16 protein-coding genes and 1 tRNA gene are annotated in these 14,765 nt (G+C 66.4%); 9 read left to right on the top strand and 8 right to left on the bottom strand.

The annotated features are described in order from the left end of the window. Positions 1-3: 3 nt before the first annotated feature. Positions 4-1,389 (bottom strand): cystathionine beta-synthase, encoded by a 1,386-nt coding sequence (locus tag QF050_RS09445; RefSeq protein ID WP_308930218.1) that lies wholly within the window; start codon positions 1,387-1,389, stop codon positions 4-6. Positions 1,390-1,448: 59 nt separating this feature from the next. Here QF050_RS09445 and QF050_RS09440 point away from each other — a divergent pair, with 59 nt between their 5' ends. The 5 genes from QF050_RS09440 (at position 1,449) to QF050_RS09420 (ending at position 6,446) form a co-directional block, all read left to right on the top strand. After that, positions 1,449-2,636: an SLC13 family permease gene (locus QF050_RS09440; RefSeq protein WP_308930217.1), complete on the top strand. Its 1,188-nt coding sequence runs from the start codon at positions 1,449-1,451 to the stop codon at positions 2,634-2,636. 135 nt (positions 2,637-2,771) lie between these two features. Then, entirely contained in the window at positions 2,772-3,755 is a 984-nt protein-coding gene (locus QF050_RS09435) for a 3-methyladenine DNA glycosylase (RefSeq protein WP_308930216.1), read from the top strand. 107 nt (positions 3,756-3,862) lie between these two features. Continuing rightward, positions 3,863-4,456, top strand: coding sequence for a hypothetical protein (locus tag QF050_RS09430; protein ID WP_308930215.1), 594 nt, complete (start codon positions 3,863-3,865; stop codon positions 4,454-4,456). A 76-nt stretch (positions 4,457-4,532) separates the two neighbouring features. Further along, a complete protein-coding gene (locus tag QF050_RS09425; RefSeq protein WP_308930214.1) occupies positions 4,533-5,909 on the top strand; it encodes a C2 family cysteine protease in 1,377 nt (458 codons plus the stop codon). A gap of 105 nt (positions 5,910-6,014) precedes the next feature. Then, a complete protein-coding gene (locus QF050_RS09420) occupies positions 6,015-6,446 on the top strand; it encodes a hypothetical protein (protein WP_308930213.1) in 432 nt (143 codons plus the stop codon). A 14-nt stretch (positions 6,447-6,460) separates the two neighbouring features. On the opposite strand, the gene QF050_RS09415 is transcribed toward QF050_RS09420, so the two are convergent. Next, a complete protein-coding gene (locus QF050_RS09415) occupies positions 6,461-8,137 on the bottom strand; it encodes an AMP-binding protein (RefSeq protein WP_308930212.1) in 1,677 nt (558 codons plus the stop codon). Positions 8,138-8,240: 103 nt separating this feature from the next. On the opposite strand from QF050_RS09415, the gene QF050_RS09410 reads away from it, so the two are divergent. Then, a complete protein-coding gene (locus tag QF050_RS09410) occupies positions 8,241-8,519 on the top strand; it encodes a putative quinol monooxygenase (protein ID WP_308930211.1) in 279 nt (92 codons plus the stop codon). Between the two features lie 65 nt (positions 8,520-8,584). On the opposite strand, the gene QF050_RS09405 is transcribed toward QF050_RS09410, so the two are convergent. Next, a complete protein-coding gene (locus QF050_RS09405; RefSeq protein WP_308930210.1) occupies positions 8,585-9,022 on the bottom strand; it encodes a thioredoxin family protein in 438 nt (145 codons plus the stop codon). 93 nt (positions 9,023-9,115) lie between these two features. Next, a complete protein-coding gene (locus QF050_RS09400) occupies positions 9,116-9,670 on the bottom strand; it encodes an acyl-CoA thioesterase (RefSeq protein WP_308930209.1) in 555 nt (184 codons plus the stop codon). Between the two features lie 72 nt (positions 9,671-9,742). Here QF050_RS09400 and QF050_RS09395 point away from each other — a divergent pair, with 72 nt between their 5' ends. Further along, the gene (locus QF050_RS09395) at positions 9,743-10,477 is read left to right on the top strand and encodes a potassium channel family protein (RefSeq protein WP_308930208.1); all 735 of its coding nucleotides are present in this window, start codon (positions 9,743-9,745) and stop codon (positions 10,475-10,477) included. Between the two features lie 343 nt (positions 10,478-10,820). After that, the gene (locus tag QF050_RS09390; RefSeq protein WP_308930207.1) at positions 10,821-11,786 is read left to right on the top strand and encodes a LysM domain-containing protein; all 966 of its coding nucleotides are present in this window, start codon (positions 10,821-10,823) and stop codon (positions 11,784-11,786) included. 88 nt (positions 11,787-11,874) lie between these two features. Here the strand turns inward: QF050_RS09390 and QF050_RS09385 are convergent, their stop codons facing one another. The 3 genes from QF050_RS09385 to QF050_RS09375 form a co-directional block, all read right to left on the bottom strand. Beyond that, positions 11,875-12,300 carry a CBS domain-containing protein gene (locus QF050_RS09385; protein WP_308930206.1) on the bottom strand — a complete coding sequence of 142 codons (426 nt, stop codon included), beginning with the start codon at positions 12,298-12,300 and terminating at the stop codon, positions 11,875-11,877. Between the two features lie 186 nt (positions 12,301-12,486). Then, positions 12,487-12,568: transfer RNA gene (locus QF050_RS09380), tRNA-Tyr, on the bottom strand. A 167-nt stretch (positions 12,569-12,735) separates the two neighbouring features. After that, positions 12,736-12,990, bottom strand: a complete 255-nt coding sequence (locus tag QF050_RS09375) for a hypothetical protein (protein WP_308930205.1) — start codon at positions 12,988-12,990, stop codon at positions 12,736-12,738. 186 nt (positions 12,991-13,176) lie between these two features. On the opposite strand from QF050_RS09375, the gene QF050_RS09370 reads away from it, so the two are divergent. Continuing rightward, positions 13,177-13,668, top strand: coding sequence for a YajQ family cyclic di-GMP-binding protein (locus tag QF050_RS09370; protein ID WP_308930204.1), 492 nt, complete (start codon positions 13,177-13,179; stop codon positions 13,666-13,668). A 216-nt stretch (positions 13,669-13,884) separates the two neighbouring features. Here QF050_RS09370 and htpX read toward each other — a convergent pair whose 3' ends face one another. Further along, entirely contained in the window at positions 13,885-14,751 is an 867-nt protein-coding gene (gene htpX, locus QF050_RS09365; RefSeq protein WP_308930203.1) for a zinc metalloprotease HtpX, read from the bottom strand. Positions 14,752-14,765: the final 14 nt, after the last annotated feature.

The raw sequence follows: 14,765 nt of genomic DNA, 5'->3' as shown, positions 1-14,765 counted from the left end.
CTTTTAGTTACTGAGGTAGGCCAGCAGGTCGTGCCGGGTGAGGATTCCCACGGGCGCGCCCACGAAGGTGACCATCAGGGTGTCCGTGTCCGAGAGCAGCTCCCTGGCGGCGGAGATGGTCTCCAGTGATCCGATCACGGGCAGCTTGGGTCCCATATGTTCGGAGATCTTGTCCGTCAGCTTCGCCTCGCCGCGGAACAGCTTTGCGGTCAGCGTGCGCTCATCCACAGCGCCCAGGACCTCGCCCATTACCACGGGCGGCTCCTGCGAGAGGACCGGGATGTGGCTGACGCCGAACTCGGTCATGATGTTGATGACATCGCGCACGGACTCGTTGGGATGGATGTGCACCAGGTCCGGCAGCTCGCCGTTCTTGGACTTGATAACCTCCCCCACTGACGTTTCCTCTCCGCCGGAGAGGAAGCCGTAGGAGCGCATCCACTGGTCGTTGAAGATCTTGGCCAGGTAGCCTCGCCCGGAATCGGGCAGGATGACGACGACGACGGCACTTTCCGGCAGGTCCCGGGCGGCTTTGAGGGCTGCCACGACGGCCATCCCGGAGGAACCGCCCACCAGCAGGCCTTCCTCCCGTGCAAGGCGCCGGGTCATGGCGAAGGAGTCAGCGTCGTTGACGGCGATCACGTCGTCGGGGACGGTCTTGTCATAGTTGGCGGGCCACATGTCCTCGCCCACGCCCTCAACAAAGTAGGGGCGCCCGGTCCCACCTGAGTAGACCGAGCCCTCGGGGTCGGCGCCGATGATCCGGACCACGCCGCCGTCGGACTCCGGCCGGTCCGCCGATACTTCCTTCAGGTAGCGCCCGGTGCCGGTGATGGTGCCGCCGGTGCCGGCGCCGATGACGCAGTGCGTGACCCTGCCGTCCGTATCGCGCCAAATCTCCGGACCGGTGGTCTTGTAGTGGCTGCCCGGAGCTGCCGGATTGGAGAACTGGTCCGGTTTGTAGGCACCGGGTGTTTCGCGGGTAATCCGGTCCGAGACGCCATAGTAGCTTTGCGGGCTGTCCGGCGGGACAGACGTGGGGGTTACCACTACTTCGGCACCGTAAGCCTGCAGCACGGCACGCTTGTCCTCGCCCACCTTGTCCGGAACCACGAAGATGCATTTGTAGCCCTTTTGCTGGGCCACCAGGGCCAGGCCCACGCCGGTGTTGCCGGACGTCGGCTCCACTATGGTGCCGCCGGGCTTCAGCTTTCCGTCGCGCTCGGCGTCCTCGATCATCTGCGCCGCAATACGGTCCTTGATGGAGCCGCCGGGGTTCAGGTACTCCAGCTTGACCAAAACGGTGGCCTTGATGCCCTCGGTCACGTGGTTGAGTTTGATGAGCGGCGTATTGCCGATGAGATCCAGGATGGACTGGGCGTACTTCATAGGTACAAAGCTACCGCTTCCTGCGCGGCCGTCCCTGCCCGGGATGCGAGGATAGGCCGGTGAAGCAGTTCGCATGGCTGAAAGCCGCCCGGAGCTACCTGCTGCCCGGCGCAACCCTGGCGGCAGGCTTGGCCGCCCTCGCTGTCGGCGCCCTCCCCATCCCGGCCTTCGGCGAGTTGGCCGGGCGAACCATTCCCATCCTTGCGTTCGTGCTGGCAATGTCCCTGGTAACCGAGCTGGTGGACGAGGCAGGGCTGTTCCGGGTAGTGACGGACCGCCTGGCTGCGATGGGCCGGGGCCGCGTTTTCACCCTGTGGCTGCTGGTGGTTGCCGTGGCCACAGTGGCCACGGTATTCCTGTCCCTGGACACGACGGCGGTGCTGGTGACACCGGTGGTTGTCCTCCTGGCCGTCCACGCCCGGATCCCACCGCTGCCGTTCGCGCTGACCAGCATCTGGTTGGCAAACACCGCATCACTGCTGCTGCCCGTTTCCAACCTGACGAACCTCCTGGCCCAGGACCGCCTTGGCCTGACCCCCTGGCGCTTCGCGGGACTGGTGTGGGCCCCCGCCGTCGTGGGCCTGCTGGTCCCCCTCATCCTGCTGTGGCTGGCGTTCCGCCGGGAACTGCGCGGCCGCTACGGGCCGCAGCCCGTGCATCCCGTGCGAGACCGCACCCTGCTGAAGGCCGCCGCCGTGACGCTCCTGGTCCTGCTGCCGGCGCTGGTGTCAGGAGTTCCGGTCCAGTACCCCGCCCTTGCCGCGGCGGCGGTCCTGCTGGCGGTCTTCCTGCGCCGCAGGCCCTCGGTTTTGCGGTGGTCCATGGTCCCCTGGCGGCCGCTGATGCTGACGGTGGGCCTGTTCATGCTCATGGAAACCCTGCACGCACATGGGCTCACCACGTTGCTGGCCGGCATTGCCGGGTCGGGCGACGGCTTGCCGGCGCTCCTGCAACTGGCCGGGCTGGGCGCGGGCGCGGCCAACGCTGCGAACAACCTTCCCGCCTACCTGGCCCTGGAGCCGGTGGCTGGTTCACCGGCCAGGCTTGCCGCGCTGCTCATCGGCGTGAACCTCGGCCCGCTGGTGAGCCCGTGGGCTTCGCTGGCCACGCTGCTGTGGCATGAGCGGCTGCGGGTGCTGAACGTCCCGGTCAGATGGGGCGGGTTTGCCGTTGCAGGACTCGTGGCCGTCGTGCTGACGGTGCCTCTGGCAGTGCTGGCGCTGTGGCTGGTTTCAGGGATGCCCTGACGCTCAGGCGCCGTCCGGGGTCGTCCCGGCCTGAGGGGCCTGCGGGGCCAGGTTCTCCCAGAGCCCCATCACGTTGCCCTCGGAGAAGGGCCGATGGTCCCGCCGTTGTCGGCGGCCCGTGGGACGATGGAAGACATGACGATCGCAGAGGCACCTCCCCGGCTGGCGGCCGCTGCGGACGTTTCCCTGCGCTGGTATCCGGAGGCTCCCTACAGCCTTTCCCGGACTTTGGGGCCGCTCCTGCGCGGCAACAGTGATCCTTCGTTCTGCGTCCAGGGCGACGTCATTTGGAACGCTTTTACGGCTCCCACCGGGCCGGCCACCCTGCGGCTGGCCCCCGCGGGCGGCGAAGCGGGCGGGCCCTGGGTGGACGTCCAGGCGTGGGGCCCGGGGGCCGCAGCCGCCGTCCAGGCAGCGCCCCGGCTCTTGGGGGCCGACGACGACTGGCAGGGTTTCGACGAGCCCTCCTTCCATGCCACATTGCCCCGCATGGTCAGGGAGGCACGCAGGCGCAGCCAGTCGCTGCGCCTGCCCGCGAGCGGCCGTATGGTGGATCAGCTGGTGCCCATCATCCTTGAGCAGAAGGTGACGGTCATTGAGGCCCGGCGCGCCTACCGGTACCTGGCGCACCGCTTCGGAACACCCGCGCCCCCGGCAGGGCTGTCCACTCCGGCCGGCCTTGTCGTAGCGCCAACGGCCGCGCAGTGGCTGCAGATCCCCAGCTGGGAGTGGCACAACGCCGGCGTGGGGCCCCAGCGCTCCGCCACCGTCATGCGTGCGCTGCGCTCCGCCGTCGCACTTGAACGGCTCGCAGCGCTGCCCGCCGCTGAAGCCGCGGAAAAGATGCAGGTGATTCCCGGGATCGGTGTCTGGACCGCCGCGGAAGTGGTGCAGCGCACCCACGGCTGCCCTGACTCGATTTCCGTGGGCGACTACCACCTGGCGGCCTACGTCGGGGCGGCGCTCACCGGCCGCAGGACCGACGACGCCGGCATGCTCCGGCTGCTGGAACCCTGGCGGGGGCACCGGCAACGCGTTGTGAGGATGATCCAGAGCACCGGTTACCGCAAGCCTACGTTCGGCCCGCGGATGACCATCCAGGACCACCGCCGGCACTGACGTCCCGGACTGCCAGACCGCCCGTGCTTGATCCGGATCGCAATGGGTACGGCTACGGTGTGGCGTCCAGCCAGCCCGACGGCTGGACCACGACTGAGAGGACCCCCATGAGCTCCAATCCAGGCAGCACCAACCAGGCCGGCGGGGAACCCCTGGACGTGGATCCAACCGGGCAGGACCCGGCCGCCGTGGACCCGGGCGAGGACTGGAAGATGCAGCTCCAGCTGGCAATCTTCGACGTCGCACCGAACGCAGAGGGCAAGAACGAGGACGAGATCCGGGACATGCTCCTGGCTGAGTTCCGCCGCAGGGGCATCGAATCCCCGCCCGGCACCTGGCTGGACTCGGTGGCATCGTCGGCGTTCTACGGTGAGCCCTACATCGTTGACCTTCCGGCGGCAGTGGCCGCGGACGCCGTGGAGCCCGCCCCCACCGAGGACGTCCGGGAACGGCTCGCCTCCCGGCGGGAGCTCCAGCAGGAGAAGCTGCCGGCGGGAATCCTCCCCGCACCGTCCGAGTGGAACATCCCGGCCAACGAGGTCACCGGCGGCAGCACCCCAAGCCTGCCGCTAAAGTCACGGGCCGGATCGAACCGTGCAACCGTCCTGGCGCTGGCGGCAGCAGGGCTCGCTGCGGCTGTCCTGGCGGTTGTGGCGGCGCGGGTGTCCCGCCGTCCGACCTCGGACAGCCGCAGGAGCTAGCAGGCAGTTCTCCCCATCGAGCCCTTTGCTCCCCTTCGCATAGGCTGTTGGAAGCTTGTACTGATATGGGGGAACCGTGGCAGGCATCTATGGGGCGGACGTCGCCCAACTCCGTGCGTTGGGGAAGGCTTTGACGGCCTCCTCAACCCGTCTGACATCCACCAGGGCGGCGCTTTCCAGGGATGTGCGCGACGCAAGCCGGTGGAAAGGCTCCGACGCCGAGAGATTCCGGAGTGACTGGGACGGCACGCACAGCCTCACGCTGGGCAAAGTCATTGAGGCGCTGGCGGAGGCAGGGCGGGCAGCTGCACGGCACGCGGACGAGCAGGAGCTCGCCAGCGGCGCCCGTGACACGGCAGGCAGGACCAGTACATCAGCGCCCGACGCCCGCAAAGGGTCAGGGAACATCGGCTTCCTTGGCGAAGACCGCTCCAGTCCACGCTATCCGGACCGGGGAGAACCCAACCTGACGCCCGCTGAGCTCGACCGGCTCCGCAACAAGGTCAGTGCTGCTGCCTCCGGCGGCAACTTCCTCGCGGGCAATGACGCTGAGGTGAACGGGCTGCGTGAGGCCTTGGCTGCGCTCAAGCCCGCGCAGCTGAACCAACTGCTGGCATCGCTGTCCGACGACGAACTCCGCGACCTGGGCGCCGGCGCCGCCGGCGACGGCAAGGGATGGTTCAACTCCGAGGGAACCACCCCGTTCGAACGGCAGCAACTGCTGGACCAGCTGTTGTCCAAAGCCTCAGCGGACCAAGTGCACAGGCTGAAAGACCTCATCCCCTGGGCCCAGCCGAACGGAACGGCAATGGGCGACGCCGCCAGGCCTGGAGGTCCGGACCCAAGCACCACCAACCAGTGGATGCAACCTGCAGGACCGGTCATCGGTGAGCGCCCCAGTGCGAATGACATCAGGCAAGGTCAGTACGGTGACTGCGTTGTCCTCGCTGCCGCCGGGGCCCTGATCGATTCCAATTCCGGTTGGGCTCGGGAGCACGTCACGGACAACGGCAACGGGACCGTTTCCGTCCTGCTGTTCGACAAGAACGGGCAGGAGCAGTGGGTCACCGTCACCTCGGACCTGCCGGCGAACGCCTACGGAGGGCAGCTGGGTGCCAAAGCCGGCTTCGGCGGCAACTGGCCGGCCTATGTCGAGAAAGCACTGGCACAGGTGTACACCGAGGACGACAACAACGACGGAACCAAGAGAAGGGGCACCCCCGGACCAGGCTTGGCCGCCGGGCCACTACCGCGCCATCGAAGGCAACTGGGGCCCGGACGCTTTCCAGTACCTTGCAGGACCGGATGTGGAGCGGACCAAGGACGCGGACGTGCTGTGGGGTGCAGCCTCCGGGGGCAAGCCAGCCCTGGTGACGACGCTGGGCGAGACACCGAATGGCGCCCCGAACGGTTACCACGCCAACCATGCGTACTTTGTCACCGGAACCGATGAACGGGGAAACATCATCCTGCAGAACCCATGGGGCGCATTCGAGCCTTCCATGGTCATTTCCAAGGAGGACTTCCGCCGCCTCTTCAGTGATGCGACGGTGACCCATTGAGACCTCAACCGCTGCGGACAGCCGCCTGGGTCTTCATGCCGGCGCTCCTGTGCCTCGCGGCCTGTTCCACCCCGGCACCCAGTTCCCCCGACCCCACGAAAGACCCGGACATGACCAAGAGCGCCAGCTGCACCAATGCCGGTTCCTACCGGCTCGTCCCCTCCGTCAACGGATCGTTCCCGCTGCTTCCGGTAGCCCCCGGCGGTGCCGACGCCACACCGCTCGTGCGGTTATCCAGCACGCACCTGAAGAATGAACCGGTGACGGCGGACCTTTCGGTTGCCCTCTTCGCCAGCGGCGGTCCCGCGTCCCGGGAGTTCCGCGGCCTCGCCCTGGGCCAGGAAGCCACCTTTGACGGCTACACCATCCGGATCACGTCGATCTGCGACGGCGAAGTCCTCTTCGACCTGGTGAAGCAGCCCGAATAGAAACGCAGGGGTGGTCAAAGCCCCAGTCTGGCCACTGCTTCCTCGCGCATCTGAACCTTGCGGATTTTCCCTGAAACCGTCATCGGGAAGCTGTCGCGAACCTCCACGTAGCGGGGAATCTTGTAGTGCGCCAGCTTGCCACGGCAGTATTCGGCGACTGCCGCCGCGTCCAGCGGTTCAGCACCCGGTTTGAGGATGATGCACGCCATTAACTCCTCACCGTATTGGGCATCCGGGACCCCGATGACCTGGACATCCTGGATGGCAGGATGGGTGTACAGGAACTCCTCAATCTCCCGCGGGTAGATGTTTTCGCCGCCCCGGATCACCATGTCCTTGATCCGGCCTTCGACCACCACGTACCCGTCCTGGTCCATCCGGGCAAGGTCACCGGTGTGCATCCAGCCGTCGGCATCGATCGCTTCGGCCGTCTTGTCCGGCTGGTTCCAATATCCGGACATCACGGCGTAACCCCGGGTGCAGAGTTCACCGATCTGCCCGCGCTCCAGATCCTCCCCCGTGGCCGGGTCCACGATCCGGCTTTCCAGCTGTGGCATGGTCCGGCCCACGGTCTCGGTGCGCTGCCGGAGCGTGTCACCCTTGCGGGTCATGGTGGACACCGGAGACGTTTCTGTCATGCCGTAGCAGATGGCCACATCCACCATGTTCATCTCGGAGATCACCCGGTTCATGACCTCGATGGGACACAGCGAACCGGCCATCACCCCGGTCCGGAGCGTGGAGAGGTCATAGGAGCCAAAATCGGGGAGCGCCAGCTCGGCGATGAACATGGTGGGGACGCCATAGAGCGATGTGCCGGCAAAGTCCTGCACGGCCTCAAGCGCGGCGGCAGGCGAAAAACCGCGCCCGGGGATGATGGTGGCAGCGCCGTGGCTGAGCGCGTTCAGGTTGCCGATCACCATGCCGAAGCAGTGATAGAACGGCACCGGGATGACCACACGGTCGTGTTCGGTGTACCCGAGCAACTCGCCGATCGCGTAGCCGTTGTTCAGGATGTTGTGATGGGTCAGCGTGGCGCCTTTGGGGAATCCCGTCGTGCCGGAGGTGTACTGCAGGTTGATGGGATCGTGCGGGCTGAGCTCGGCCATGCGGGCCAACAGGTGCGCATGCGTCACGTCGTCCGCCCGTTTGAGCAGTTCGGCGTACGTGAGTTCGGCGTCCGTTTGGGGGCTGCCGGCGTTCAAGGCGTCCAGGCCGTGGTCCGGCAGGAAGACGAGCTCCTGCAGGTCCGGGCAGGTCAGCAGGGCCTGCCGTGCCATGGCCACGTAGTCGCTGTTGGTGTCCGACGGCGCCGTGACCAGCATGCGCATACCGTTTTGTTTGATGACGAATTCGAGTTCGTGGCTGCGATAGGCGGGGTTGACGTTCACCAGGATCACCCCGGCCTTGGCGGTGGCGTACTGCAGGAGCGTCCACTCGGCGCAGTTGGGGCTCCAGATGCCCACCCGCTCCCCCTTGGAGACGCCCATGGCGAGGAGCGCCCTCGCCAGCCGGTCGACGTCGTCGTTCATCTTGGTGTAGCTCCAGCGCCGCGCATCGGCGCCGGGCACGGGTGCGGCCTCGATCAGTGCGTCATGGAGCGGAAACTGCGCGGCGACGCGCTCGAAGTTGGCGCCAATGGTTTCTTCCAGGAGCGGGACGTCAGTGTCCCCGGCTGTATAAGCACGCATGCTGGAACGCTACCAACAGGATGCCGGGCAGGAGAAGGATGGCAGGGCCGGGCGCGGGCGCAACACAAGGGACGGGCAGTCGGCGCCCGGTATTGTGAAAACCATGAGTTCACCCATTGACCTGATAGCAACGTTCATCCCCAACGACGGCGAGTCCTTCCGCGTCAAGCTGGCCTTGGAAATCGCGATCGACGAGGTGGTGAACGAGCCGGGCTGCATCCGCTACGAGCTGACCGAAGCCACGGAGGAGAAGCTGGTCCTCACCGAGCAGTGGGCGTCCCAGGAAGACCTGGACAAGCACTCCAAGGGCACCGCCGTGCAGGACCTGAATGAATCGTTGAGCGCGCTGCTGGCCGAACCGGTCAAGGTGGAACGCGTCTGAGGCAGCTTTAACGCAAAAATGCGGGACCCCTGTGTGGGGTCCCGCATTTTTGCGTTAATAACGGTCTAGAAGTCGGGAATCTGAGTGCCGTCCTGGGGGCCACTCTGGGTGCCGGCGGGCTTGCCGGCCGCCGCGGCTGCCTCTTCCCGCTGGCGGGCCACATGGGCGTGGACCTCGTCCATGTCCAGCGCCTTTACCGCGTCCACCACCTGCTCCAGTTGCTGGGCGTTCAGCGCGCCGGGCTGCGAGAACACCAGTACCTTTTCGCGGAAGGCCATCAGCGTGGGGATGGAGGAGATGCCTGCCTCCGCCGCGAGCTGCTGTTCCGCTTCGGTGTCCACCTTGGTGAAGAGGACGTCCGGGTGCTTCTCGGAGACGGTGGCGTACGTGGGCCCGAACTGCTTGCAGGGGCCGCACCATTCTGCCCAGAAATCGACCAGGACAATATCGTTGCCTTCGATCGTGGATGCGAACTGTTCACCTGTGATGTCAAGGGTAGCCATAGGTCTACGCTACGCGCCCGGGATTGCCTGTGTCGCGGGTGTTCGCTCCCCGCGTTATCGGGAATACCGGGCGTACGACGACGGGACGCCGGTTCAGCAGTTGGCGTCCCACAGGTGCGGGGCCGGGGTGCGGCTGCCGGGGAGGGCGCTGGTGGCGCGCCATTCGTGGATCCATTCGGGCAGCACCAGGTCCGCCGGCGGGGCACCAAACTCCGCGATGATCTCCTCCTGGCTGACCGGGCCCCCTTTGCTGACCAGCCGGGTGGCGATGTAGGCACGCGCGTAAATCTCGCCGTCGGCCACCATGCGCTGCTCGAAGAAGATCGCCTTGGTGTCCAGCCCGATGACGCGGGTCTCGATGGTGTAGTCCTGCCACAGCTGCAGCGATTTGCGGAACGCGATCGTTTCCGCGGAAACCACGGGACTCCAGCCACGGCGGCGCATCCGCTTCCAGACGCCGCTGCGCACCATCAGGTCGAAGCGGCCAAGGTCCATGAGCGAGAGGTACATGCCGTTGTTGACGTGCATGGCGATGTCGATATCCGTGGGCAGGACGCGAAGCGGCAGGGACGACGCCTCCCACACCGGCACGGGCGCGCGCCGGGAGGAACGGAACAGCAGGAGCAGGGTTCTCAGGAGCAGGTGCATGATCCAATGCTACCCGCGGGTAACATGCTGGTCCCCTGCTGTTGCGGGTGCCGTCGCCGTAGGATTTCCTGCATGACGCAGCAACGCTACCGCGACCTGGCGGAGTGGCCCCTGATGGCAACGGCACTGGTGTTCCTGGCGGCGTACGCGTGGCAGGTCATCGGCCGGCTTGAGGGCCAAGGCGCGGACTGGCTGGAAATGGTCATGTGGGTGACGTGGTGTGTGTTCGTCCTGGACTACGCGGCGAACCTGTGGCTGGCGGAGAACCGCCGGCAGTGGTTCATCCGCAACCTCCACGAACTGGTCATTGTGGCGCTCCCCTTCTTCCGGCCCTTGCGCCTGCTGCGGCTGGTGACGCTGTTGTCGGTAGTGCACCGAACTGTGGGCGAAACGCTGCGGGGCCGGGTGGTGACCTATGTGGCGGGCTCTGCCGCCCTGCTGGTGTTCGTGGGCGCGCTGGCAGTCCTGGACGTGGAACAGTGGGCGCCCGACGCCAAGATCCTCACGTTCGGCGACGCCCTGTGGTGGGCCACGTCCACCATCACCACCGTGGGCTACGGGGACATGTATCCGGTCACGCCCATTGGGCGGCTGGTGGCGACGGCGCTGATGATGAGCGGCATCGCCGTGCTGGGCGTGGTCACCGCGTCCATCGCATCCTGGCTGGTCCAGCGGGTGGAGGACACCGCGGAATCAGTGGCCGAAGCCGTTGAAGAACCCATGCGGGTGGAAGTGGCTGAGCTGGTGGCCGAGATTGCCCTGCTGCGCCGGGAAATCGCGGAACTGCGGGACCGCCGGCCGTTGTAGCGGCAAGTACCGGACGCACCGGGCCTGAGTAGGCGCGCTGCCGGGGACGAGTACCGGGACCGAAAACTCGGGTAACTCCTACTGGTGCACGCGCCGTGGCCGGATTCCTAAACTCAGGATTCCTAGGACCACCACGCACTGGCAGGTGCACCGGGTTGCTTCCGGACGTTCCTGCCGTCACGCGGAGAGCTCCGCATTTTCTGGGTATGCGGATGCCTCCATCTTGCGCCGCCCGCGGCTCCGGCAACTGCCGAGGCCCGCGGCGCAATGGCATCTCGATGCGTCCTTCGCCAAGGGCCTGCGCCGCATGTCCTGGCTGGACCGAACCCAGATGGGCCCTTCCATGAACCAGCCGCTCCCCCCTTCCGACGGCACCAGCCGAAGCTTTGTCACCGACGAACCCCGGACGGACCTCATCACCGGCCGTCCGGCCATCAGCAACAAATTATGGGCCGGCATGGCCACGGCGGCCGTTGTGGCCGCGATGGGCGTCGGCGCGATGGCGGCACCGCCTGCCTCCGTCAGCGGGGGCACACCTGCTGCGGTTGTCCAGGTTGCGGAGGCCGCCGCGCCGTCGCCGGGTCCCGCCGTTGAATCCGGCGCCGCGGCCGACGCGGCCGGGCAAAACGCACCCGATGCGGGAGCCGCCGTCGCCGCGCCGGCACCGGCGGCCGCTCCGGCAGAGGAGGCGGCCCCGGCCCCGGCCCCCGAACCGGCCCCCGCGCCGGCAGGTGACCCCAACGTGTACACGGTGGTTTCCGGCGACACTGTGGGTGGGATTGCTGCCAGCCACGGCGTGGACATGAATGCCATGCTCGCGGCCAACGGGCTGGGCACCTACAGCATCATCTACCCGGGCCAGACGCTTCTGCTGACCGGCCCTGCCATGGCAGTGGCCGCCCCGGCTCCAGCCGCGGCACCCGCCCCCGCGCCGGCCCCGGCCCCCGCCGCGGCTCCGGCACCTGCGCCGGCGGCTCCCGCCGTCCGCACCATCTACGTGGCGGGGTCCGGCGGCCAGTCAATGGTGGACGCATGCATCGGCCCCATCCACTTCACCCCAAACGACGGGTACTCGCTGTTCATCACCGAGCACGATTTCTGCGGCGGCTGGGCACGGTTCTCCGGAATCGGCGTGGGTGAGACGGTGAGCATCCCCGGCTACGGAACCTACACCGTGACGGGCCGCGGCACAGTCCCCAATCCCGGAACCACCAACGACGTGATTGCGGTCTTCGGCGGATTCCCGCGGGCCATCCTTCAAACCTGCATCCCGGGCACCAGCACGATGCTTCTGATCGCGTTGAACTGAAGCTGCCCAACCAACACTTCACAAACTTGTCCGCGGGTCCGGGCCCCATGGGGTGGATCCGCGGACAAGGCCACGATGCACCGCCGCGCTACATGCTGTGGCGCTCCGAAATGTGTTCCACCAGTTCGCCCACGCGCTGCTCCGAGTAGTTGCGTGCGATGTCACCCTGGCTGATGATGCCCACGAGCCTGTGATCGGAGATCACCGGAAGCCGGCGGATCTGGTGCTTCTCCATCATGTCGATGGCAGCGTCAATGTTGGCGTCGGCGTCGATGCAGAACGGTTTGCCGGAGGCGAGGTCGCGGGCCGTCATCTGGCCGGGGTCGCGGCCGGCTGCGACACACTTGAGCACAATGTCGCGGTCGGTGATCATGCCCTTCAACTTGCCGTCGTCCCCGCAGATCGGCAGGGCGCCGCAATCGAGGTCCATCATCATGCGGGCCGCGTCCACAAGGGACTCGCTTTCACCGATGCATCGCGCATCCGTGGTCATGAATTCACGTACAGCACTCATTCGCTCCTCCTTCATCGATGGCTTATCGACGCAGGGCATCGGGCGCGTGCGCCGATTCTGCCAGATTACGCCCGCGCCACCACGGTGTCGACGGCGTCTTTCGGCTTAAGAGGCCCGGCCGCAAAGGGTGACAAGAGGAACGAGAAAGCCTCCGGAACCTGATGGTTCCGGAGGCTTTTCCAAGGGTGGCAGATGAGGGATTCGAACCCCCGTAGGCGTTGCCAGCTGATTTACAGTCAGCCCCCTTTGGCCGCTCGGGTAATCTGCCGAACTTCAAAAGAAGTACCCGCCGATGCAGTGTTCGGAGCGTCCGTTTCCGGTCCGTTCCGCTTCCAGTAACCGCGGGCAAGACAACTTTACAGAACTTCCGGCGAAGAATCGAATCGGGCCCTGCACCACCCGAAAACCCTTGAAATAACGGGAAATGACGCCTGATCAAGCCTCACCCAGGATGCGCCCCGCCAGCTTGGCTTCGAAGCTGAGCGCCTGCTCCGCTGTGATCTGGTTCAGCTGCACCGCCCGCTGGAGGTCCGCCCGCACCCCGTCCATCCGGGCGGAAGCATCCGCCACAGGGCTGAAGACGATCGAGGCCGCCACTGCCGCCACCGCCACCGAGGTTGCCGCTGTTGCCACCGCCCCGGCTGCAGCTGAGGTGGTCCGGGTGACGTAACGGGCGGCTTTGCGGTGCATGGTGTTCCCTTCGAGCTTTGGTCCAACTGTTCCAACTCTCGCCAGGGCGCCTTCGTTCCGGCGGTGCGTCCGCTGAGAGGGAACTGTGAATTCATCACCACCCCCGGCCCGGGCATCCGTATTAGGCTTGAACCCAGTGATCCCGGCCCTGTTCCGTGCAGGGCTCCCATCAGCAAAAGGAGAGTCATGGCTGGCGAGTCAACGTTCGACGTCGTAAGCAAAGTGGACAAGCAGGAAGTGGCCAACGCCCTTAACCAGGCCCAGAAGGAACTCACGCAGCGCTACGACTTCAAGGGCGTCGGCGCCGAGGTGGACTTCAGCGGCGAGAAGATCCTCATGAAGGCCAACTCCGAGGAGCGCGTGCTGGCCGTCCTGGACGTCCTGCAGTCCAAGCTGATCCGCCGCGGCATTTCGCTGAAGTCGCTGGACACCGGCGAGCCCTACGCCTCGGGCAAGGAGTTCCGCCTGGAAGCCTCCATCAAGGAGGGCATCGCCCAGGACCTGGCCAAGAAAATCAACAAGCTGATCCGCGACGAGGGCCCCAAGGGCGTCAAATCCCAGATCCAGGGCGACGAACTGCGCGTCTCCTCCAAGTCGCGTGACGACCTTCAGGCCACCATGGCGCTCCTGAAGGACTTCGAGGAAGCCGACCTGCAGTTTGTGAACTTCCGCAGCTAGCCTGCCGCCGCCGTCGTTCTCGACGCGCAACTAATATTCCGCTGCGCAAAACGGCCGGCGCACCCGATATGTAGGGTGCGCCGGCTTTTTTGTGCGTCGACGATGGTTTTGGGGATCGCAGGTGGGTTTGTGCGTCGGGGATGGGCTGGCACGTCGGGGATCGGAAGCCCCACAAAGGACACTTCCGACGCCGGGCCCGGCACCGTCCGGAAGCGGCTACAGTTGCCGGCCGGCAAGCCGCTCCAGCCGGGCGATCCGGTCCTGCATGGGCGGGTGGGTGGCGAACAGCTTGTTGATGGCACCGCCGCGGAACGGGTTGGCAATCATCAGGTGCGAGGCGTTGACCAGGCGCTGGTCCTGCGGCAGCGGTGCAATGCTGACGCCGCGCTCGATCTTGGCCAGGGCCGAGGCGAGCGCCAGCGGATCGCCGGTGAGCTGGGACCCGTCCTCGTCGGCGTCGTACTCCCTGGTGCGGGAGATGGCCATCTGGATCAAGGACGCCGCGAAGGGCGCCAGCAGGGCCATAGCGATCATGGCCAGCGGGTTGGCGTTCCGCCGGTCACCGCCGCCGAAGAACAACAGCATCTGCCCCACGGAGGTGATCACGCCGGCGACGGCGGCAGCCACCGAGGAGGTGAGGATGTCGCGGTTGTAGACGTGCATGAGCTCGTGCCCCAGCACGCCACGGAGCTCTCGCGCATCCAGGAGCTGCAGGATGCCTTCGGTGCAGCAGACGGCGGCGTTGCGGGGGTTGCGTCCGGTGGCGAAGGCGTTGGGGTTCATGGTGGGCGAGACATAGATGCGCGGCATCGGCTGGTTGGCACGGGCCGAGAGCTCACGCACAATCTGGTACAGCTGCGGGGCCTGCGCTTCGGTGACCGGAAAGGCCTGCATGGAGCGGATGGCGATCTTGTCGCTGTTCCAGTAGCCGTAGAACGTGGTGCCGACGCCGATCAGCGCCATGATCATGATGGGCGCCGAGCTGCGGGTTCCCACCCCGATCAGTCCGCCAAGGCCCAGCAGTACCGCCCACAGAACGCCGAACAGGGCCGCCGTCTTCAAGCCGTTGTGATGATTGTGCACGTTTCCTCCTCACT

Origin of the sequence: Arthrobacter sp. SLBN-112, assembly GCF_030944625.1 — a bacterium.
Classification (GTDB): domain Bacteria; phylum Actinomycetota; class Actinomycetes; order Actinomycetales; family Micrococcaceae; genus Arthrobacter.
The sequence above is the reverse complement of the archived record's forward strand: the minus strand, read 5'-3'. Positions and strand labels throughout refer to the sequence as shown.